This window comes from Actinomadura verrucosospora, from assembly GCF_039540335.1.
GTDB classification, from domain to species: Bacteria; Actinomycetota; Actinomycetes; order Streptosporangiales; family Streptosporangiaceae; genus Spirillospora; species Spirillospora verrucosospora.
This window is the reverse complement of the sequence record NZ_BAABEV010000019.1, coordinates 38,374-58,170: the sequence shown is the minus strand read 5'-3', so window position 1 is coordinate 58,170 and position 19,797 is coordinate 38,374. Positions and strand designations below refer to the sequence as shown.

Genomic DNA, 19,797 nt, shown 5'->3' with positions numbered 1-19,797 from the left:
AAAGGAGGGGTAGATCGTGCGATCTGTCTGGGACACCACCGTCCGGGGGCGCGCGGCCGCGGCATTGGGCGTCCTCGTCCTCGGCGCCGGGCTGTCGGCCTGCTCGGGCTCGGACGGCGCGAAGCCGGCGCCGCCGCCGACGCCGAGCGCCACGGACGCGCCCCAGGCCGGCGGGACGCCGACCCCCGCGACGCATCCGTTCACCGGCGGCGCCAAGGGGCTGGGCAACCCCGTCCTCGCGGTCAAGATCGAGAACACCCGGCCCGCGCTCCCGCAGAGCGGCGTCTCGGCCGCCGACATCGTCTACGTCGAGCAGGTCGAGGGCGGCGAGACCCGGCTGATGGCGGTCTACTCCTCCAAGCTGCCGAAGAAGGTCGGGCCCGTCCGCAGCGCCCGCATCTCCGACCTGCACATCCTTCCGCAGTTCGGCCGTCCCGCCTTCGCGTTCTCCGGCGTCCAGAGCAAGATGAAGAAGTACATCCGCAAGGCGCCCGTGTACGACATCTCCCAGGAGAACGCGGGCGGCGCGTACTTCCGCTCCGGCGACAGGCGTATCCCCTACAACCTCTACGCCGATCCGAGGAACCTGCTGAAGCAGGCGCCGAAGGCCGCGAAGCCGCGCGACATCGGCTTCACCTTCGGGGACGCCCCCGAGGGCGGCAAGCCCACCCGGTCGTTCACCGCCCGGTGGCCCACCGCCACGATGGGCTTCACGTGGTCGGCCAAGCAGAAGCGGTGGCTCGCCAGCTGGGGCGGCACCCCCGACCGCGCCGCCGAGGGCGGGGTGCTCGGGGGTAAGACCGTCGTCGTCCAGTACGCCAAGACGACCCGCTCGAAGTTCCACGACTTCCTCGGCAGCTACACGCCGCTGATCCACACCACCGGCACCGGGCGCGCGGTCGTCCTGCGCGACGGCAAGGCCTACGGCGCCAAGTGGTCGCGTCCCTCCGAGGACAAGGGCACCACCTACACCACCGCCGACGGCAAGCCGATGAACTTCGCCCGCGGCCAGGTCTGGGTCGTGCTCGTCAACGAAGGAAAGCCCTACATCCCCTAGCCCGCCGCGCCTGGCGGCCCCCGCCCGTCACTCCGTAAGCGGCCGGCGCGCTCCGCTGACACTCTGCCGGGTCGAGAGGTCATGCGAGCAGGCAATAACATGGGAAAAAGACTTGTCGTCCGTCCACGTGAGGAATGCCCGTGTCCACTTCCACTCCCGCCCCTGACAACGCCGCGCCAGAGACCGGGACCGCCCGCGTCAAGCGCGGCATGGCGGAGATGCTCAAGGGCGGCGTGATCATGGATGTCGTCACGCCCGAGCAGGCGAAGATCGCCGAAGACGCGGGCGCGGTCGCCGTCATGGCCCTGGAGCGGGTCCCCGCCGACATCCGCGCCGAGGGCGGCATCTCCCGGATGAGCGACCCCGACATGATCGACGGGATCATCGCCGCGGTCTCCATCCCCGTCATGGCCAAGGCCCGCATCGGCCACTTCGTCGAGGCGCAGGTGCTGCAGGCCCTCGGCGTCGACTACATCGACGAGTCCGAGGTGCTCACGCCCGCCGACTACGACAACCACATCGACAAGTGGGCGTTCACCGTCCCCTTCGTCTGCGGGGCCACCAGCCTGGGCGAGGCGCTGCGCCGCATCACCGAGGGCGCGGCGATGATCCGCTCCAAGGGTGAGGCGGGCACCGGCGACGTCTCCAACGCCACCACGCACATGCGCAAGATCCGGCAGGAGATCCGCCGCCTGCAGAACCTGCCCGAGGACGAGCTCTTTGTCGCGGCCAAGGAGCTCCAGGCCCCCTACGAGCTGGTCAAGGAGGTCGCGCAGGCGGGCAAGCTGCCCGTCGTGCTGTTCACCGCCGGCGGCATCGCGACCCCCGCCGACGCCGCGATGATGATGCAGCTCGGTGCCGAGGGCGTCTTCGTCGGCTCCGGGATCTTCAAGTCCGGCAACCCGGCCCAGCGCGCCGAGGCGATCGTGAAGGCCACCACCTTCCACGACGACCCCGACGTGATCGCCAAGGTGTCCCGCGGTCTCGGCGAGGCCATGGTCGGCATCAACGCCGCCTCCCTCGGCGAGGACCAGAAGTTCGCCGGCCGCGGCTGGTAGCACGGGGTGCGTCCGCCCGGCCCGGGTGGCCGGGCGGATCGGTGGGTACCCCCTCCACACGGGCCGCCGAGAGGGTTTACGCTGACGGCGCGGCCGGAGGGGCGAGCCCTGGCCGGCGCCCGGCCGCGGGAGGGATGGAGCATGGCTTGGTCGGTCGCGCTGGCGTGCGCGAGCGCGGGTGAACCCGCCGAGGTGTTCCGGCCGGGCCTGGTGCCCGATCCGGACGCCGCCGCGAAGATCGCGCGCCGCCTGTATCCGGCGGCCTCCCTCACCGAGACCGGCGACACGGTCCTGGACTTCGCGCTCTGGCCCTACGAGGACGAGCTGTTCGTCGGCGCCTTCGAGCGGGCGCTGCTGCTGTGCGACCGGCGGCTGTTCTGCCTCGACGACGACGCCCGCCGCATCGCCGACACCGCCGCGGCGGCGCTCCCCGGCTCCCGCTGCGGCGTCCTCGTCCTGCACAACGTGATCCGCAGCTGCTGGTTCCGCTGGTACGAGTCGGGCGTGCTGCTCCGCGACGTGTACGTCACCGCAGAGGACGGCGTGGTCGTCGACCAGGGCGAGCGGCTGCCCGTCGAACGCCCCTTCTGGCGCGCCGTAGACGCGGGCGCCCCGGACGTCCCGCTCCCCTTCGACCCCGAGGAGTTCGGCCTCGCCCTGGCCGAGGAGCACATGTTCGGCCGCGGCATCGCCGACCGCGGCAAGGACGGCTTCCTCCCCCTGGAACTTCCGGTCCGCCGCTTCCGGCACGCCTGACCGACGCCTGGAGCGGAGCTTGCGGAGCGGAAGGCGTCGGTCAGGCCCTGTTCTTGGGGGTGTGGGGTTCTCGCCACAGTGAAGTGTCCGACGTCTGGAGCGGAGTCTGCGGAGCGGAAGGCGTCGGTCAGGCCCTGTTCTTGGGGGTGTGGGGTTCTCGCCACAGTGAAGTGTCCGACGTCTGGAGCGGAGTCTGCGGAGCGGAAGGCGTCGGTCAGGCCCTGTTCTTGGGTGTGTGGGGTTCTCGCCACAGTGAAGCGTCCGACGCCTGGGAAGATCAGCCAGGTCGTGGGGCGTTGTAAGGAACGTCTAGGGTTGAGACGTCTCCTGTGCCCCCGGAAGGTTTCCACGTGACTGCTGTGCCCACGATCGGTGTCCTCGCCCTGCAGGGCGACGTGCGCGAGCATGCGCGCGCGTTGGAGGAGGCCGGGGCGCGCACCGTGAAGGTGCGCCGCCCCGACGAGCTGGAACGGGTCGACGGGCTGGTCCTGCCCGGCGGGGAGTCCACCACCATGTGGCGGCTGGCGCGCTCGTTCGAGCTGCTGGAGCCGCTGCGCAAGCGGATCGAGGCGGGCATGCCCGCCTACGGCTCCTGCGCCGGCATGATCATGCTGGCGGACCGGATCCGGGGCGGCGTGGCGGGCCAGGAGACCGTCGGCGGGATCGACATGACCGTGCGGCGCAATGCGTTCGGCCGGCAGGTCGACTCGTTCGAGGCCGCCGTCCCGCTGACCGGTATGGGTGACACGCCGTACCACGCCGTTTTCATCCGCGCACCCTGGGTGGAGTCCGTCGGCGACGCCGTCGAGATCCTCGGACGCGCGGAGAGCGGGCCGAACGCCGGTAGGATCGTCGCCGTCCGCCAGGGGCGCCTCATGGCGACCGCGTTCCATCCGGAGTTGACAGGCGATTTCCGCGTGCACCACTACTTCGCCGATCTGGTGCGCCGGACGACAGAGGAGGATTGACAGATGTCCGGCCATTCCAAATGGGCGACGACCAAGCACAAGAAGGCGGCCCTCGACGCCAAGCGGGGCAAGCTCTTCGCCAAGCTGATCAAGAACATCGAGGTGGCGGCCCGGACGGGCGGCGGCGACCCCGACGCGAACCCCACCCTCTACGACGCCATCTACAAGGCGAAGAAGAACTCGGTCCCGAACGACAACATCGAGCGCGCCCGCAAGCGGGGCGCCGGTGAGGAGGCCGGGGGCGCCGACTGGCAGAACATCACCTACGAGGGCTACGCCCCCGGCGGTGTCGCCGTGCTCATCGAGTGCCTGACCGACAACCGCAACCGGGCCGCCTCCGAGGTCCGCGTCGCCCTGACCCGCAACGGCGGCTCCCTCGCCGACCCGGGCTCGGTCTCGTACATGTTCAACCGCAAGGGCGTCGTGATCGTCCCCAAGGCCGGCACCAGCGAGGACGACGTCATGATGGCCGTCCTGGACGCCGGGGCCGAGGAGGTCAACGACCTCGACGAGGAGAACTTCGAGGTCGTGAGCGAGGCCGGCGACCTGGTCGCGGTCCGCTCGGCGCTGGTGGACGCCGGGATCGACTACGAGTCGGCGGAGAGCAAGTTCCTGCCGAGCGTCACCGTCCCGCTCGACGAGGACAACGCCAAGAAGGTGTTCCGGCTCCTGGACGCCCTGGAGGACTCCGACGACGTCCAGGAGGTCTACGCCAACTTCGACGTGAGCGACGAGGTCATGGCCTCCATCGACGCCTGACGCCCCGTCGCCCCGCGAACGCCGCCGCCGCCCGCCCGGGTGCGGCGGCGTTCCCGTCGGCGCCGTCGCATACGGTCTGGATCATGGAGATTCGCGCTCTGGCACCAGACGAGGCGGACGCCGTCCGCGACATCCGCGCCCGCGCCTTCGGGCCACTGTCCGACGAGGTGTGGGCGCGTCGGTCCCGGCTGGTCCGGCAGGCGGCGGAGGCGGGGAGGCAGTTCGCCGGCCTCGACGGCGGCGCGGTCGTCGCCACGGGGGCGCTGCTCGACATGACGCAGTGGTGGCACGGGCGGGCGGTGTCCACGGCCGGCGTCAGCGCGATCACGGTCGCGCCCGAGGAGCGCGGGCGGGGGCTCGGCCGCCGCCTGGTGTCCGACCTGCTGGGGCGGTGCGCCGATCTCGGTCACCCGCTCGCCATGCTGTATCCGGCCACGACGCGGCTCTACCGGTCGCTCGGCTGGGAGCACGCGGGGGGCTGGCACCACGTCGACCTGTCCACCGAGGCCCTGCGCACGATCGCGGCCGAGCGGGTCCCCGTCCGCAGGGCCGGGCCCGGCGACGCCGCCGAGGTGGCCGCCGTGGTGGGCCGCGTGCATCGGGCCGCGCGCGACTGCGGCCCGGTCGGCTGGCCGGAGGCGAGGTGGCGCGAGCACCTCGGTGGCCCGGACGCCTACCACTACCTGGCCGAGGACGGGTTCCTCTCCTACCGCTGGGCGGAGGGCAACGCCGGGCTGGAGGTCGAGCGGCTCGTCGCCTCGTCCGAGCGGACGCTGAGGGCGCTGTGGGCGATCGTCGGGTCCGGTTCGTCCACGGCCGAGTCGGTGCGCGCCTGCGTGTCGCCGATGGACCCGGTGCTGTGGCTGCCGCGCGAGCGCGAGCAGGAGACCGTCCACCGCTCCCAGTGGATGCTGCGGGTGGTCGACGCGCCCGCGGCGATCGCGGCGCGCGGCTACCCGGCCGGGGTCGCCGCGGGCGTCCCGCTGGAGATCGACGATCCGCTGCGTCCGGCGAACGCGGGCCACTGGCGCCTGGAGATCGAGGGCGGCGAGGGGCGGCTGGAACGCTCCGCCGCCGGCTCCGGCGCCGTGCGCCTCGGGCCGCGCGGCCTGTCGGCCCTCTACTGCGGGATACCGGTGCCGACCCTCCGCCGCGCCGGACTGCTCCAGGGCGGGGACGCCGAGGCGCTCGGGGCCGCGTTCGCGGCCACGCCGTTCTCGCTGGACTACTTCTGACCGGCCACGCGGATTGATAGCGTTGGCGGCCGAACAGATGATCGAAGGAGCGGCCGTGCGGGTGATGGGGGTGGACCCCGGCCTCACCCGGTGCGGGGTCGGGGTCGTCGAGGGCGCCCCGGGCAAGCGGCTGCGGCTGGTGCACGTGTCGGTCGTGCGGACCGCCCCCGACGAGGACCACGCCCTGCGCCTGCTGGGCGTCGAGACGGGCATCGCGGCCGTCATGGACGAGCTGCGCCCCGACGCCGTCGCCGTCGAGCGCGTGTTCTCCCAGCACAACGTGCGGACGGTGATGGGCACGGCCCAGGCCGCCGGGATCGCGATGCTGCTGGCCGCCCGGCGGGGCCTGCCCGTCGCGCTGCACACCCCCAGCGAGGCCAAGGCCGCCGTCACCGGGAACGGCCGCGCCGACAAGGCGCAGGTGACCAGGATGGTGACCCGGCTGCTGTCCCTGGAGACGGCGCCGAAGCCGGCGGACGCCGCGGACGCGCTCGCCCTGGCCATCTGCCACGTGTGGCGCGGGGGAGCGCAGCGGCGGCTCGCGCACGCCCAGCGGTCGCGGATCGAGGAGGCGGCCCGGGCCGAACGGGACCGGCTCGCCGCCCGGAGCAGAGGAGGAAGCGTCAAGTGATCGCCTTCGTCAGCGGCCGGGTGGCCGCCGCCGGGCCCGACGGGGCGGTGATCGACGTGCACGGCGTCGGCCTCTCGGTGCAGTGCAGCCCCGCCACGCTGGCGGGCCTGCGGGTCGGGGAGGAGGCGCGGGTGCCGACCTCCCTCGTCGTCCGGGAGGACTCCCTCACCCTGTTCGGGTTCGCCGACGACGACGAGCGCACCGTCTTCGAGCTGCTCCAGACCGCCAGCGGCGTCGGGCCCCGCCTCGCCCTGGCGATGCTGGCGGTCCACTCGCCGAACGCGCTGCGCCGCGCCGTGTCCACCGAGGACGTGACGGCGCTCACCAAGGTGCCCGGCATCGGCAAGAAGGGCGCGCAGCGCATCGTCCTGGAACTGCGGGACCGCCTCGGCGGCCCGGTCGGCGACGACGGCGGCGACCTGCGTGCGCCCGCCCGCGCCGAGCCGTGGCGCCAGCAGGTGCAGATGGGCCTGGTCAACCTCGGCTGGTCGGCCAAGGACGCCGACGCCGCCGTGGACGCCGTCGCCGCCGAGCTCGACGGCGGCGAGACGCCCCCGGTCGCGGTGCTGCTGAGGTCGGCCCTGAAGAAGCTGAGCAGGCAGTGAGGGAGCCAGGGGAGGCGCAGGGAGCGGGGATGAGCGGGACCGACGAGACCGAGCGGCTGGTGTCGGCCGACGCCGGCGGGGTCGACGAGCAGCAGATCGAGGCCGCGCTGCGGCCGAAGAAGCTGGCCGACTTCGTCGGCCAGGAGCGGGTCCGCGAGCAGCTCTCGCTGGTGCTGCACGGCGCGCTCGGGCGCGGCCGGACCCCCGACCACGTGCTGCTGTCGGGCGGGCCCGGCCTCGGCAAGACCACCCTCGCCATGATCATCGCCGCCGAGCTGGGGCAGCCGCTGCGGATCTCCTCGGGTCCGGCGATCGAGCGGGCCGGCGACCTCGCGGCCGTGCTGTCGACCCTCGCCGAGGGCGAGGTGCTGTTCCTGGACGAGATCCACCGGCTGGCGCGGCCCGCCGAGGAGATGCTCTACATGGCGATGGAGGACTTCCGCGTCGACGTCGTCGTGGGCAAGGGCCCCGGGGCGACGGCCATCCCGCTGGACATCGCCCCCTTCACGCTGGTGGGGGCCACGACGCGGGCGGGCATGCTGCCCGGCCCGCTGCGCGACCGGTTCGGCTTCGTCGCGCACATGGACTTCTACGAGCCCGCCGAGCTGGAGATCATCGTCCGCCGGTCCGCCCGGCTGCTGGACGTGGAGATCTCCGATGACGCCGCCGCCGAGGTCGCCGGGCGCTCGCGCGGCACGCCCCGCATCGCCAACCGGCTGCTGCGCCGCGTCCGCGACTACGCCGAGGTGCGCGCCGACGGCGTGATCACGCGGGAATCGGCCCGCGCCGCCCTGGCGTTGTACGAGGTGGACGAACGGGGCCTTGACCGGCTCGACCGTTCCGTCCTGGAATCGCTGATGCGCAAGTTCGGCGGCGGACCCGTGGGTCTGTCGACGCTGGCCGTGTCGGTGGGGGAGGAGCCCGAGACCGTCGAGGTCGTCGCGGAGCCGTTCCTCGTCCGGCAGGGCCTGCTCGCCAGGACCCCGCGGGGAAGGGTCGCCACCGCCGCGGCGTGGGCGCACCTGGGGCTTCCCCAGCCGCCGACGGCGCCGATGGCGGGCACGCTGTTCGACCTGGACAGGGATGCCGGCGGGGCGGAATAGTGATCATCTGATAACGGGTTGGGAACTTCCCGGCGTCGCCGATCGTCGCCTCGTTGCCGGGGTCTCGCGTACTCTCTAGACTCCGGGACTTGGTTCACCGTCTCCAGCCGGCGGTCCCGTTGCACGTGACCGGTCTGGTCACAGGCTGGGCAAACGACATCGGAAGGATGCCCCAGTAATGGGCAGCGACATTATTCTCGCGGCGGGCTCGGGTGGTAGCGGGTCCTTCAATCTGCTCCTGCTTCTCGCCGTGCCACTGGTCTTCTACTTCCTGCTCATCCGGCCGCAGAGCAAGCGCCGCAAAGAGCAGATGCAGATGCAGAACGCCATGGAACCGGGCGCTCGCGTCCTGACGACCAGCGGCATCCGCGCGACCGTCGTGGCGGTCGACGACGACGGCATCGTGCTGGAGATCGCCGACGGCGTCGAGGTCCGGTTCGTCAAGCAGGCCGTCATGCAGGTCCTCAAGGACGACGAGCCCGAGGAGCTCGACGACGAGCACGACGAGGACGCCGAGGGCGAGGACGAGGACGGCGACCGCGTCGACCTGTCCAAGGACGGCTCCGAGGTCGACCTGTCCAAGGACGGGGACGACGAGGCCGCGGACACCGCGGGCGAGGACGGCGAGCCGGAGTCCAAGCCGAAGGGGAAGGCGAAGGTCGAGGCGGGCGACAAGCCCGCCTGACCCCTCTCACGGCGACGATACGACGGGAAGTACGACGACAAGTGGCTCCGCCCAAGAATGCGCCCAAGCCCGGGCGCACGCTCCTCGCGCTCTTCGCGATCATGGTGGTCATGGCCGGTCTGGCGGTCTGGCAGGGGCAGACGAAGCCCAAGCTGGGCCTCGACCTCGCCGGCGGCACGACCGTGACGCTCACGGCCAAGACCGCGAACGGCAAGAATCCCCCGGCGAACCAGATGGACCAGGCCGTCAAGATCATGACGAAGCGCGTCAATGGTCTGGGTGTGTCCGACGCCGAGGTCGCCAAGCAGGGCAGCAACAACATCGTGGTGAACGTCCCCGGTGAGGGGCAGGGCCGCGTCGTCAACCTGATCGGGACGACGGCCAAGCTGCAGTTCCGCCAGGTGTTCGCGGTGGCCGACGGGAAGCCGTCGACCGGGGCGGCGCCCACCCCGTCCCCCAGCCCCTCCAAGAGCGCGGGGGCGAAGAAGGACGGGGGCAAGAGCCCGTCGCCGTCCGCGTCGGCCTCCCCCTCGGGGAGCGCGTCGCCGTCGGCGTCGTCCACCCCGAGGGGCCGGGCGCTGTCGGGGGCGATGACCGCCCCGACGCCCAAGCCGTCCGGGTCCGCCGCGCCGTCGCCGTCGTCGCCGCTGGGCCAGCCGTCGGCGCAGCCCACGGCTCCCGCGCAGGAGTACCCGGGCGTCACCGACAAGGCCGTGATCAGCCAGTTCGAGGCGCTGAACTGCTACAGCGGCGACCGGCGGGCCCCGGGGTCCAACGACCCGAACCGCAAGTTCGTCGCCGCCTGCGACCAGGACCAGGAGAGCGGCCAGGTCGCTAAGTACATCCTCGGCCCGGTCCGGGTGCTGGGCGAGAGCGTCTCCTCGGCGAGCGCGATGCCGCCGAACGCCCAGCAGGGCCAGGCCAGCTGGTCGGTCTCGCTGAAGTTCAACGGCACGGGCGCCCGCCAGTTCGGAGAGGTCACCACCGCCGCGTCCCAGGCCTACCAGCAGAACCCGTCCTCGCCGCAGGCGCAGGTCGCGATCGTGCTGGACGGCCAGGTCGTGTCCGCGCCCAGCATCCGCGAGGGCGCCATCACCGGCGGCACCGCCAGCATCGACGGTCCGCCCGACAGCTTCAACCAGCAGTACGCCACCGACCTCGCCAACGTGCTCAAGTACGGGGCGCTGCCGCTGGAGTTCAAGCAGAGCTCCATCGACGAGGTGTCGTCCACGCTGGGCTCCGACCAGCTGACCGGCGGGCTGGTCGCCGGCGCGATCGGGCTCGGCCTGGTGGTGCTCTACTGCCTGTTCTACTACCGGGGCCTCGGCCTGGTGGCCGTGACCAGCCTGGTCGTGGCGTCGGCCATCACCTACGAGGCGGTGGTGATCCTCGGTGAGGGGATGGGCTTCCGGCTCTCCCTGCCGCACATCATCGGCCTGATCGTCTCCATCGGCATCACCGCCGACTCGTTCATCGTCTACTTCGAGCGGCTGAGGGACGAGCTGAGGGCGGGGCGCAAGCTGCGCTCGTCGGTGGAGAACGCCTGGAAGCGGGCGCGGCGCACCATCCTCGTCGCCGACGCCGTCACCTTCCTCGCGGCCCTGGTGCTGTACTTCCTCGCGGTCGGCGGCGTGGCCGGGTTCGCGTTCGCGATGGGCCTCACGACGCTCATCGACGTCATCGTGGTGTTCTTCTTCACCAAGCCGATGGTCGCGCTGCTGGCGCGCACGAACTTCTTCGGACGCGGGCATCCGATGTCCGGACTCGATCCGAGGCGCCTGCACAAGGCGCAGGACACCTCCGCCCCAGCCGCCCGCACGACGAGCCAGGAGGCCTGAGCATGGGAACGCGTGCGGCCATCTCCCGGATCTACCGGGGCGAGATCAGCGCGGACATCGTCGGCCGTCCGAAGATCTGGTACACGATCTCCGGGCTGCTGCTGGCGCTGTCGATCGCGGGCCTGCTGGTGCAGGGCCTGAACTTCGGCGTGGAGTTCAAGGGCGGCTCCGTCTTCACCTTCAAGGCGCCGAGCGCCTCGATCGAGCAGGTGCGCGGCGCCGTCGCCGACGGCGGCCCCCACCAGGTGATCGTGCAGAAGGCGGGCGGCGACTGGCGGGTCACGACCGAGAGCCTGTCCTCCGACCAGGTCACCGAGGTCAAGACGAGCGTCTCCAAGGAGCTGACCGTCCCCGCCGACAAGGTCAGCACGCAGGTCGTCGGCGCCTCGTGGGGCGGTGAGATCCAGAAGAAGGCCTGGCAGGCGCTGCTGGTCTTCATGGTCTTGATCATCGCCTACCTGTCGGTGGCGTTCGAGTGGCGGATGGCCGTGGCCGCGGTGGTGGCGCTCGTCCACGACCTGGTGATCACGGCGGGCATCTACGCCTGGTCCGGCTTCGAGGTGACCCCGGCCACGCTGCTCGGCTTCCTGACGATCCTCGGCTACTCGCTGTACGACGCGGTCGTCGTCTTCGACATGATCAAGGAGGTCACCAAGCCGCTCGGCCCGACCTCCCGGACGACCTACAGCGAGGCGGCCAACCAGGCGCTCAGCAGCACCCTGGTCCGCTCGCTGAACACCTCCCTGGTGGCGATCCTGCCCGTCGGCGCGATCCTGTTCATCGGGACGACCCTGTTCGGCGCCGGCACGCTGAAGGACCTGTCGCTCGCCCTGTTCGTCGGAATGATCGTCGGCACGTACTCCTCGATCTGCGTGGCGACGCCGCTGCTCGTCCAGTTCAAGGAGCGCGAGCCGAAGTACAAGCAGATCCGGCAGAACATCGCCCGGCGCGAGCAGAGCTCGAAGCGGTCGTCGAAGGCCAGGGTCAAGGCCGGGGCCGGCGCCTCCGCCGCGACGGAGGACGACCTCTCCGACGACGCCGCCGACGCCGGTGAGGACGACCGGCAGGACACGCCCGACATCCGCAGCACGGTCACCGTGCGGAAGGTCGTGCAGAGCGGGTCGCGGCAGCAGCCGAAGCGCGGGTCGCGGCAGCAGCGCCGCGGCGGCAAGTAGGGCGGGGAGCGAGTGGACCTCGGCAAGCTGATCCAGGAGCGGATCCGCGACATCCCCGACTATCCCAAGCAGGGGGTGATGTTCAAGGACATCACCCCGCTGCTGGCCGACCACGTGGCGTTCGCCGGGGTGGTCGACGCCGTGGTGAACCACCACGGCCGCGGCACCATCGACAAGATCGTCGGTATCGAGGCCCGCGGGTTCATCCTCGCGGCCCCCGTCGCCTACCACTTCGGGGCGGGCTTCGTCCCGGTGCGCAAGAAGGGGAAACTGCCCTCGGCGACGGACGCGGAGACTTATGATCTCGAGTACGGGAGCGAGACGATCGAGATCCATCTCGACGCCTTCGAACCCGGCGACCGGGTACTGATCGTCGACGACGTCCTGGCCACCGGGGGCACGGCCAGGGCCGCCGCCGAACTCGTCCGGCGGGGCGGCGGAGAAGTCGTCGGGCTGTCGGTCCTCCTTGAGCTGTCGTTCCTGCACGGACGCGACAAGCTGGGGAATCTGGACGTTCATTCCCTGGTTACGGTCTAGTACGAAATAGGGCCGGATACACTGACGCCATCAGGGTCCGGCGGGAACGGGCGCGGCCCGCACGGAACGCGCGGTGCAGTGCCCGGGTGGACTAGGGAGGCTGGGTGCCAGGTGAGGTGGTATCGACCGACGCGGTGAACACCGCCGCCGAGGAACGGCGCGCGCCCCCACCGCCCGACGTCCGGCCGCCCGAGCCCGACGAGCCCGCCGCGCGGACGCCCGCGTCCGCCCCGCCCGCCCAGCCCTCGTCGGGATCCGATGTTCCCCCAGCTCCAGGCCCTGGCGCCGCCCCGGACGACGATGACGCGTCCGGGGCCGCCGTCCCGTCCAGGCCCACGCAGGCCACGATTCCGCCGTCCGCCGCCCGGGTGCGCCGCAGGCTCGCCAGGTTGGGCGCCCAGCGCGGTCCCGCTATGAACCCGGTACTGGAACCACTGATCAAGACGGTCCGCAACACGCATCCGAAGGCGGACCTCCGGCTCATCGAGCGCGCCTACGACGTGGCCGCGCACTACCACCGGCACCAGAAGCGCAAGAGCGGTGACCCGTACATCACCCATCCGCTCGCGGTCGCCACGATCCTCGCCGAGCTCGGCATGAACACCGAGACGCTCTGCGCCGCGCTGCTGCACGACACCGTCGAGGACACCCCCTACACCCTCGACCAGCTGTGCGCCGAGTTCGGCGACGAGATCGCCGCCCTGGTCGACGGGGTCACCAAGCTCGACAAGGTCAAGTACGGGGAGGCCGCGGAGGCCGAGACCGTCCGCAAGATGGTCGTGGCGATGTCCCGCGACATCCGCGTCCTGGTGATCAAGCTCGGCGACCGGCTGCACAACATGCGCACGCTGCGCTACATGCCGCGGCACAAGCAGGAGAAGAAGGCCCGCGAGACCCTGGAGGTGTTCGCGCCGCTCGCGCACCGCCTCGGGATGAACACGCTGAAGTGGGAGCTGGAGGACCTCGCGTTCGCCACGCTGTACCCCAAGCGGTTCGACGAGATCGCCCGCCTGGTGTCCGAGCGCGCCCCGCGCCGCGACGTCTACCTGCAGGAAGTGATCGAGAACGTCTCCACCGACCTGCGCGAGGCCCGGATCAAGGCCACCGTGACCGGCCGGCCCAAGCACTACTACTCGATCTACCAGAAGATGATCGCGCGGGACGTCAGCTTCGACGACATCTACGACCTGGTCGGCATCCGGGTCCTCGTCGACAGCGTCCGCGACTGCTACGCCGCCCTCGGCTCGATCCACGCGCGGTGGAACCCGGTCCCCGGCCGGTTCAAGGACTACATCGCGATGCCGAAGTTCAACATGTACCAGTCGCTGCACACGACGGTGATCGGCCCGGAGGGCAAGCCCGTCGAGCTGCAGATCCGCACCTGGGGCATGCACCGCCGCGCCGAGTACGGCGTCGCCGCGCACTGGAAGTACAAGGAGGAGACGGTCGGCGGCCGCAAGGCCGGTGACATGCAGTGGCTGCGCCAGCTCCTCGACTGGCAGAAGGAGACCGCCGACCCGGCCGAGTTCCTGGAGTCGCTGCGCTTCGACCTGTCGGTCTCCGAGGTGTTCGTGTTCACGCCGAAGGGCGACGTGATCGCGCTGCCGCAGGGCGCCACCCCCGTCGACTTCGCCTACGCGATCCACACCGAGGTCGGGCACCGATGTATCGGCGCCCGCGTCAACGGCCGCCTCGTCCCCCTCGAATCGACCCTCGACAACGGCGACACCGTCGAGGTCTTCACCTCCAAGTCGCCGGACGCGGGCCCGAGCCGCGACTGGCTCGGCTTCGTCAAGAGCGCCCGCGCCCGCAACAAGATCAAGCACTGGTTCTCCAAGGAGCGCCGCGACACCGCGATCGAGTCCGGCAAGGACGCCATCGCCCGCGCCATGCGCAAGCAGAACATGCCGCTCCAGCGGATGATGTCCGGCGAGGCCCTCCTCGCCCTCGCCCGGGACATGCGCTACCCGGACGTGTCGTCCCTGTACGCGGCCGTGGGCGAGAGCCAGGTCTCCGCGCAGCACGTCGTGCAGCGCCTCGTGGACGCCCTCGGCGGTGTGGAGAGCGCCGAGGAGGACCTCGCCGAGATCGCGCTGCCGACGCGCCGCAAGCGCAGCCGCCCCGCCGGCGACCCGGGCGTCGTCGTCGCCGACGACCCGGACGTGTGGATCCGGCTGTCGCGCTGCTGCACCCCGGTCCCCGGCGACGACATCGTCGGTTTCGTGACCCGCGGCCACGGCGTCTCCGTCCACCGCTCCGACTGCGCCAACGTCGAGAGCCTGAGGTCGCAGCCCGACCGCCTGATCGACGTCAAGTGGTCCCCGGGCGAGGACTCGGTCTTCCTCGTCGCGATCCAGGTGGAGGCGCTCGACCGCCCCCGCCTGCTGTCGGACGTGACCCGCGTCCTGTCCGACCAGCACGTCAACATCCTGTCGGCGTCGGTCACCACGACCCGCGACCGCGTCGCCGTCAGCCGGTTCACCTTCGAGATGGGCGACCCGAAGCACCTCGGCCACGTCCTGAAGGCCGTCCGCTCCATCGACGGCGTCTACGACGTCTACCGGGTGACCAGCGGCGCCACCAAGTAGGAGCACGCACGCGAAAGGGCGGCCGCGGACGCGGCCGCCCTTTCGCGTGCGGGTCAGTTCTCGGCGGGCTCGTCCTCGGGGACGAAGTCGACCCCGGCCTCCGCGCGCTGCTCCGGGGTGATGGGGGTCGGCGCGGCGGTCAGGGGGTCGTAGCCGGAGGCGGCCTTCGGGAAGGCGATCACGTCGCGGATCGACTCCTGGCGGGCGAGGAGCATGACCACCCGGTCCCAGCCGAACGCGATGCCGCCGTGCGGGGGCGGGCCGAACTTGAACGCCTCCAGCAGGAAGCCGAACTTGGACTCCGCCTCCTGCTTGGACAGGCCCAGCACGTCGAAGACGCGCTGCTGCATCTCGGCGCGGTGGATACGGATGGAGCCGCCGCCGATCTCGTTGCCGTTCAGGACGAGGTCGTAGGCGTCGGCGAGGGCGGAGCCCGGGTCGTCCTGGAAGGAGTCGGCGTACTCGGGCTTGGGCGCGGTGAACGGGTGGTGCACCGACGTCCAGCCGATCTGCTCGCCCTTGTCGTCCTCGACGGGCTCGAAGATCGGCGCGTCCACGACCCAGACGAACTTCCAGGCGGACTCGTCGATGAGGCCGCGGCGGCGGCCGATCTCCAGGCGCGCGGCGCCGAGGAGCTCCTGGGTGGAGTGCCGCTTGCCGGCGCCGAAGAAGACCGCGTCGCCGGGGGAGGCGCCGGTCTTGGCGGCGAGGCCGTCCTTCTCGGCGTCGGAGAGGTTCTTGGCGACCGGGCCGCCGAGGGTGCCGTCCTCCTGGACGAGCACGTAGGCGAGGCCGCGGGCGCCGCGGGCCTTCGCCCAGTCCTGCCAGCCGTCGAGCTCCTTGCGGGTCTGGGAGGCGCCGCCGGGCATGACGACCGCGCCGACGTACGGGGCCTGGAACACGCGGAACGACGTGCCGGCGAAGTACTCCGTCATGTCGGTCAGCTCGTTGCCGAAGCGCAGGTCGGGCTTGTCGGAGCCGTAGCGGGCCAGCGCGTCGGCGTAGGTGATGTGGGGGATCGGGCGGGGGATCTCGTACCCGGCGATCTCCTTCCACAGGCGCGCCACGAGGTCCTCGCCGACCGCCAGGACGTCGTCCTGCTCGGCGAACGACATCTCGATGTCGATCTGGGTGAACTCGGGCTGCCGGTCGGCGCGGAAGTCCTCGTCGCGGTAGCAGCGGGCGATCTGGTAGTAGCGTTCGAGGCCGCCGACCATGAGCAGCTGCTTGAACAGCTGCGGCGACTGCGGGAGCGCGTACCAGTGGCCGGGCTGGAGCCGGACCGGGACGAGGAAGTCGCGGGCGCCCTCGGGGGTGGAGCGGGTGAGCGTGGGCGTCTCCACGTTCACGAAGCCGTGCGCGCGCATCACCTCGTGCGTCAGGAACGAGGCCTCCGAGCGGATCTTCATCGCCCGCGCGACGCTCTCGCGGCGCAGGTCGAGGTAGCGGTACTTGAGGCGGATCTCCTCGTTGACGTTGACGTCGCCCTCGATGGGGAACGGCAGCGGCGCCGCGTCGGAGAGCACCTCGATGCGGGCGGCGGCGACCTCGACCTCGCCCGTGGGCAGCTCGGGGTTCTCGTTGCCCTCCGGCCGGACGCGGACCTCGCCGACCACCTTGACGCAGTACTCGGCGCGCAGGTCGTGCGCGGTGTCCTCCTCGCGGAAGACGACCTGCGCGGTGCCGGAGGCGTCGCGCAGGTCGATGAACGTGACGCCGCCGTGGTCGCGGCGGCGGCCGACCCAGCCGGCCAGCGTTACCTGCTGCCCGGCGTGCTCCTTGCGGAGCGTCCCCGCCTCGTGGGTGCGGATCATTTCGAGAGCCTTTCCTTCAACGTCGTGGTGAGGTCGGTGAGCGGGACGGCGGTCTGCTCGCCCTCGGCCAGGTCCTTGACCTGGGCGACGCCGTCCGCGATATCTCGCTCCCCGAGGATCACGGCGTACCGGGCGCCCGAGCGGTCCGCGTCCTTCATGGCCCCCTTGAGCCTCTTGCCGCCGAACGCCATGTCGGCGGCGATCCCGGCGCCGCGCAGCTCGGCGACGAGCGCGAACAGGCGCCGCTCGGCGGTGTCGCCGAGCGGCACGCCGAACGCCTCGCAGCGCGGCTTGGCGGCGAACGCGGGACCCTCCCCGCCCGAGGACTCGGCCTCCAGGGCGAGGATCGTGCGGTCCAGTCCGAGCCCGAAACCGATGCCGGGCAGCGGCGGGCCGCCGATGTCCTCCGACAGCCCGTCGTAGCGGCCGCCGCCGCCGATGCCGGACTGGGCGCCGAGCAGCGGGTGGTCGAACTCGTAGGTGGTGCGGGTGTAGTAGTCGAGGCCGCGGACGAGGGTCGGGGTGTCCTCCCACTCGATGCCGAGGTCGGCGAGCAGCTCCCGGACGCGGTCGTGGTGCGCCTTGCACGCCGGGCACAGGTGGTCGGCCATCAGCGGGGCGCCCGCGAGCTGCTCGCGGACCTTGGGGCGCTTGTCGTCCAGTACCCGCAGCGGGTTGATCTCGACGCGGGCGCGGGTGTCCTCGTCCAGGTCCAGGCCGCGCAGGAAGTCCTGCAGCAGGGCCCGGTAGGCGGGGCGGCACTCCTTGCAGCCGAGCGAGTTCAGCAGCAGCCGCACCCGGGTCAGGCCGAGGGACCGGTACCAGTTCCACGCGATCGCGATCGTCTCGGCGTCGACCTGGGGGTCCTCGCTGCCGATCGCCTCCAGGTCGAGCTGGTAGAACTGCCGGTAGCGGCCCTGCTGCGGGCGCTCGGCGCGGAACGCGGGCCCGGTCGTCCACACCTTGGCCGGCAGCGACGCCTTGTGCAGGTTGTTCTCCAGGACGGAGCGCAGCACCGACGCGGTGAACTCGGGACGCAGCGTCAGCGACCGGCCGCCCCGGTCCTCGAAGGTGTACATCTCCTTGGACACCACGTCGGTGGACTCGCCGACGCCGCGCCGGAACAGGTTGGTGTCCTCGAACACCGCCAGTTCCAGGTAGCCGTAACCGGCCAGCCTCGCCTGCTCGGCGAAGGCCTCCCGGATGGCGTAGAAGAGGTCCGCTCGCGGCGGAACGTATTCGCTGACCCCCTTCGGGGCCCGGAAGCTCGAACTCATGGTCTTTTAGATCAGAATCCCTTGTCAGGTCCGTCCGCGGGGACCAGCTCCGAAAGGAACGGATTGGTCGCGCGCTCGCGGCCGATTGTGGTCTGCTCGCCGTGGCCGGGCAGGACGGCCGTCTCGTCGGGCATCGTGAGGCACACCCGGGACAGGCTGGCGAGGATCTGCTCGTACGATCCGCCCGGCAGGTCGGTGCGCCCGATGGAGCCGGCGAACAGCAGGTCGCCGGTGAACATCACGTCCGGGATCTGCTGCGCCTTCGGCGTCCGGAACGTCACCGACCCGGGCGTATGGCCCGGCGCGTGGTCGACGGTGAAGTTCAGCCCGGCCAGCTCCAGCACGGCCCCGTCGGCCAGCTCCCGCACGTCGTCGGGCTCGGACAGCTCCAGACCGCCGAACAGCTGCTGCCCGGCGCCCAGGGACAGGCCCTTCGCCGGATCGGTCAGCAGGTCGCGGTCGTCCGGGTGGACGTAGGCCGGGACGTCCTTGGCGCCGCAGACCGGCGCCACCGACCAGACGTGGTCGAGATGGCCGTGCGTCAGCAGCACCGCGACCGGCTTCAGCCGGTGCTCGCGCAGGATCTCCTCGATCCCGCCCTCGGCGTCCTGGCCGGGATCGATGATCACGCACTCCTCACCGGCGGCGGGCGCCACGACGTAGCAGTTCGCGGCGAACGATCCAGCGGGGAACCCGGCGACGAGCACGGTCGTCCTTCCTTAGAACCATCTCGGGTGGGCGTGTTCGAGGGTACCGGCGCGGCCACGGCCACCGCGAACGAGTTGGCGCGGCCGACGTGTCGCGGGGCGCGGCCGGGCGGGGCGCCGCCGGGCGGGTGGCGCTCCCTGAACGCGGAGGCGCTTTTACTCCCCGGTACCGCTACTATGCGCTGCACGTTCACCTGATCACACCGGAAGGCGAGGCACGTGGCGGCGAAGGACCGCAAGAAGCAGCTCGCGCGGCAGCGCTACGAGCGGCAGCGGCAGCGGCAGGCGCAGGAGGCGGCGCGGGCGCGCCGACTCAAGATCATCACCGCCGCGGCGGTGGTGGCGGTCATCGTCGTCGGCGGCGCCGCGTTCATGGTGCTCACCAAGGACGACGAGTCCACCGCCGCCGGGCCCCGGTGCACCTACAAGGCGGCCCAGCAGGACGGCGCCCCCAAGGGCGTCGGCACCCCTCCGGGCAAGCCCGCCTACACGGACGTCGTCCAGACGACGATGAAGACCAACCAGGGCGACGTGGAGGTGCAGCTGTACGGTGGCAAGGCTCCGTGCACGGTCAACTCCTTCGCGTACCTGGCGCAGAAGAACTTCTTCGACAAGACGACGTGCCACCGGCTGACGAGCGGCGGGCTCAACGTCCTGCAATGCGGCGACCCCACCGCGAAGGGCACCGGCGGGCCGGGCTACCAGTTCGCGAACGAGAACACGAGCGGCGCCACGTACACCGAGGGCACGCTCGCCATGGCGCACAGCAGCCTGCCGGACTCCAACGGCAGCCAGTTCTTCATGGTCTACAAGGACTCGCAGCTCCCGCCGGACTACACGGTGTTCGGGAAGATCACTAAGGGGCTGGACGTGCTGAAGAAGATCGCCGACGCGGGCTCGGACCCGAAGGGCGACGGCAAGCCCAAGAAGAAGGTAGAGATCCAGGACGTCACGATCGCCGGGAAATAGGCGAACGGGATACTAAGGTGTGGAGGGTCCGGTCG

At 71.3% G+C, this 19,797-nt stretch carries 18 protein-coding genes; 15 read left to right on the top strand and 3 right to left on the bottom strand.

Features of this window, described 5'->3' with window-relative positions:
• The first annotated feature begins 16 nt into the window (after nt 1-16).
• The 14 genes from ABD944_RS21370 to ABD944_RS21305 all read left to right on the top strand — a co-directional run bounded on the left by ABD944_RS21370 (nt 17) and on the right by ABD944_RS21305 (nt 14,995).
• Entirely contained in the window at nt 17-1,057 is a 1,041-nt protein-coding gene (locus ABD944_RS21370) for a DUF3048 domain-containing protein (protein ID WP_345179070.1), read from the top strand.
• 134 nt (nt 1,058-1,191) lie between these two features.
• A complete protein-coding gene (pdxS, locus tag ABD944_RS21365) occupies nt 1,192-2,115 on the top strand; it encodes a pyridoxal 5'-phosphate synthase lyase subunit PdxS (protein WP_345179069.1) in 924 nt (307 codons plus the stop codon).
• Nucleotides 2,116-2,256: 141 nt separating this feature from the next.
• Nucleotides 2,257-2,871, top strand: coding sequence for a DUF6928 family protein (locus tag ABD944_RS21360; protein WP_345179066.1), 615 nt, complete (start codon nt 2,257-2,259; stop codon nt 2,869-2,871).
• Between the two features lie 350 nt (nt 2,872-3,221).
• Nucleotides 3,222-3,839 carry a pyridoxal 5'-phosphate synthase glutaminase subunit PdxT gene (gene pdxT / locus ABD944_RS21355; protein ID WP_345179065.1) on the top strand — a complete coding sequence of 206 codons (618 nt, stop codon included), beginning with the start codon at nt 3,222-3,224 and terminating at the stop codon, nt 3,837-3,839.
• A gap of 3 nt (nt 3,840-3,842) precedes the next feature.
• Nucleotides 3,843-4,598, top strand: a complete 756-nt coding sequence (locus ABD944_RS21350; protein ID WP_185024089.1) for a YebC/PmpR family DNA-binding transcriptional regulator — start codon at nt 3,843-3,845, stop codon at nt 4,596-4,598.
• A gap of 83 nt (nt 4,599-4,681) precedes the next feature.
• On the top strand, nt 4,682-5,833 hold the full coding sequence (locus ABD944_RS21345) for a GNAT family N-acetyltransferase (protein WP_345179063.1): 1,152 nt from the start codon (nt 4,682-4,684) through the stop codon (nt 5,831-5,833).
• Between the two features lie 37 nt (nt 5,834-5,870).
• A complete protein-coding gene (gene ruvC, locus ABD944_RS21340; protein WP_425550311.1) occupies nt 5,871-6,464 on the top strand; it encodes a crossover junction endodeoxyribonuclease RuvC in 594 nt (197 codons plus the stop codon).
• Nucleotides 6,461-7,069: a Holliday junction branch migration protein RuvA gene (gene ruvA, locus ABD944_RS21335; RefSeq protein ID WP_345179061.1), complete on the top strand. Its 609-nt coding sequence runs from the start codon at nt 6,461-6,463 to the stop codon at nt 7,067-7,069. The genes ruvC and ruvA overlap by 4 nt, the downstream gene beginning before the upstream one ends.
• A gap of 29 nt (nt 7,070-7,098) precedes the next feature.
• A complete protein-coding gene (gene ruvB / locus ABD944_RS21330; protein WP_345179060.1) occupies nt 7,099-8,172 on the top strand; it encodes a Holliday junction branch migration DNA helicase RuvB in 1,074 nt (357 codons plus the stop codon).
• A 178-nt stretch (nt 8,173-8,350) separates the two neighbouring features.
• Entirely contained in the window at nt 8,351-8,857 is a 507-nt protein-coding gene (gene yajC, locus ABD944_RS21325) for a preprotein translocase subunit YajC (RefSeq protein ID WP_345179059.1), read from the top strand.
• Between the two features lie 110 nt (nt 8,858-8,967).
• Entirely contained in the window at nt 8,968-10,695 is a 1,728-nt protein-coding gene (secD, locus tag ABD944_RS21320) for a protein translocase subunit SecD (RefSeq protein WP_345179058.1), read from the top strand.
• A 2-nt stretch (nt 10,696-10,697) separates the two neighbouring features.
• On the top strand, nt 10,698-11,870 hold the full coding sequence (gene secF, locus ABD944_RS21315) for a protein translocase subunit SecF (protein ID WP_345179055.1): 1,173 nt from the start codon (nt 10,698-10,700) through the stop codon (nt 11,868-11,870).
• A gap of 12 nt (nt 11,871-11,882) precedes the next feature.
• Complete coding sequence (locus ABD944_RS21310; protein ID WP_345179054.1) at nt 11,883-12,407, top strand: adenine phosphoribosyltransferase; 525 nt, start codon at nt 11,883-11,885, stop codon at nt 12,405-12,407.
• 104 nt (nt 12,408-12,511) lie between these two features.
• Nucleotides 12,512-14,995 (top strand): RelA/SpoT family protein, encoded by a 2,484-nt coding sequence (locus tag ABD944_RS21305; RefSeq protein WP_345179052.1) that lies wholly within the window; start codon nt 12,512-12,514, stop codon nt 14,993-14,995.
• Nucleotides 14,996-15,048: 53 nt separating this feature from the next.
• Here the strand turns inward: ABD944_RS21305 and aspS are convergent, their stop codons facing one another.
• Genes aspS through ABD944_RS21290 form a run of 3 tightly spaced genes read right to left on the bottom strand, consistent with a single transcriptional unit; the run spans nt 15,049 to nt 18,793 of the window.
• Nucleotides 15,049-16,809, bottom strand: a complete 1,761-nt coding sequence (gene aspS, locus ABD944_RS21300) for an aspartate--tRNA ligase (RefSeq protein WP_345179049.1) — start codon at nt 16,807-16,809, stop codon at nt 15,049-15,051.
• A complete protein-coding gene (gene hisS / locus ABD944_RS21295; protein WP_345179048.1) occupies nt 16,806-18,086 on the bottom strand; it encodes a histidine--tRNA ligase in 1,281 nt (426 codons plus the stop codon). Before hisS ends, aspS begins: the two co-directional genes overlap by 4 nt.
• 11 nt (nt 18,087-18,097) lie before the next feature.
• Nucleotides 18,098-18,793: an MBL fold metallo-hydrolase gene (locus ABD944_RS21290; protein WP_345179046.1), complete on the bottom strand. Its 696-nt coding sequence runs from the start codon at nt 18,791-18,793 to the stop codon at nt 18,098-18,100.
• Between the two features lie 219 nt (nt 18,794-19,012).
• On the opposite strand from ABD944_RS21290, the gene ABD944_RS21285 reads away from it, so the two are divergent.
• Nucleotides 19,013-19,762: a peptidylprolyl isomerase gene (locus tag ABD944_RS21285; protein ID WP_345179045.1), complete on the top strand. Its 750-nt coding sequence runs from the start codon at nt 19,013-19,015 to the stop codon at nt 19,760-19,762.
• Nucleotides 19,763-19,797: the final 35 nt, after the last annotated feature.

Bases quoted from the DNA above. Each gene is read 5' to 3' on its own strand.
- pdxS (WP_345179069.1), top strand. From the start codon at position 1,192: ATGCCCGTGTCCACTTCCACTCCCGCCCCTGACAACGCCGCGCCAGAG.
- ABD944_RS21360 (WP_345179066.1), top strand. From the start codon at position 2,257: ATGGCTTGGTCGGTCGCGCTGGCGTGCGCGAGCGCGGGTGAACCCGCC.
- ABD944_RS21350 (WP_185024089.1), top strand. From the start codon at position 3,843: ATGTCCGGCCATTCCAAATGGGCGACGACCAAGCACAAGAAGGCGGCC.
- ABD944_RS21345 (WP_345179063.1), top strand. From the start codon at position 4,682: ATGGAGATTCGCGCTCTGGCACCAGACGAGGCGGACGCCGTCCGCGAC.
- ruvC (WP_425550311.1), top strand. From the start codon at position 5,871: ATGATCGAAGGAGCGGCCGTGCGGGTGATGGGGGTGGACCCCGGCCTC.
- ruvB (WP_345179060.1), top strand. From the start codon at position 7,099: ATGAGCGGGACCGACGAGACCGAGCGGCTGGTGTCGGCCGACGCCGGC.
- yajC (WP_345179059.1), top strand. From the start codon at position 8,351: ATGGGCAGCGACATTATTCTCGCGGCGGGCTCGGGTGGTAGCGGGTCC.
- secD (WP_345179058.1), top strand. From the start codon at position 8,968: ATGGCCGGTCTGGCGGTCTGGCAGGGGCAGACGAAGCCCAAGCTGGGC.
- secF (WP_345179055.1), top strand. From the start codon at position 10,698: ATGGGAACGCGTGCGGCCATCTCCCGGATCTACCGGGGCGAGATCAGC.
- aspS (WP_345179049.1), bottom strand. From the start codon at position 16,809: ATGATCCGCACCCACGAGGCGGGGACGCTCCGCAAGGAGCACGCCGGG.
- hisS (WP_345179048.1), bottom strand. From the start codon at position 18,086: ATGAGTTCGAGCTTCCGGGCCCCGAAGGGGGTCAGCGAATACGTTCCG.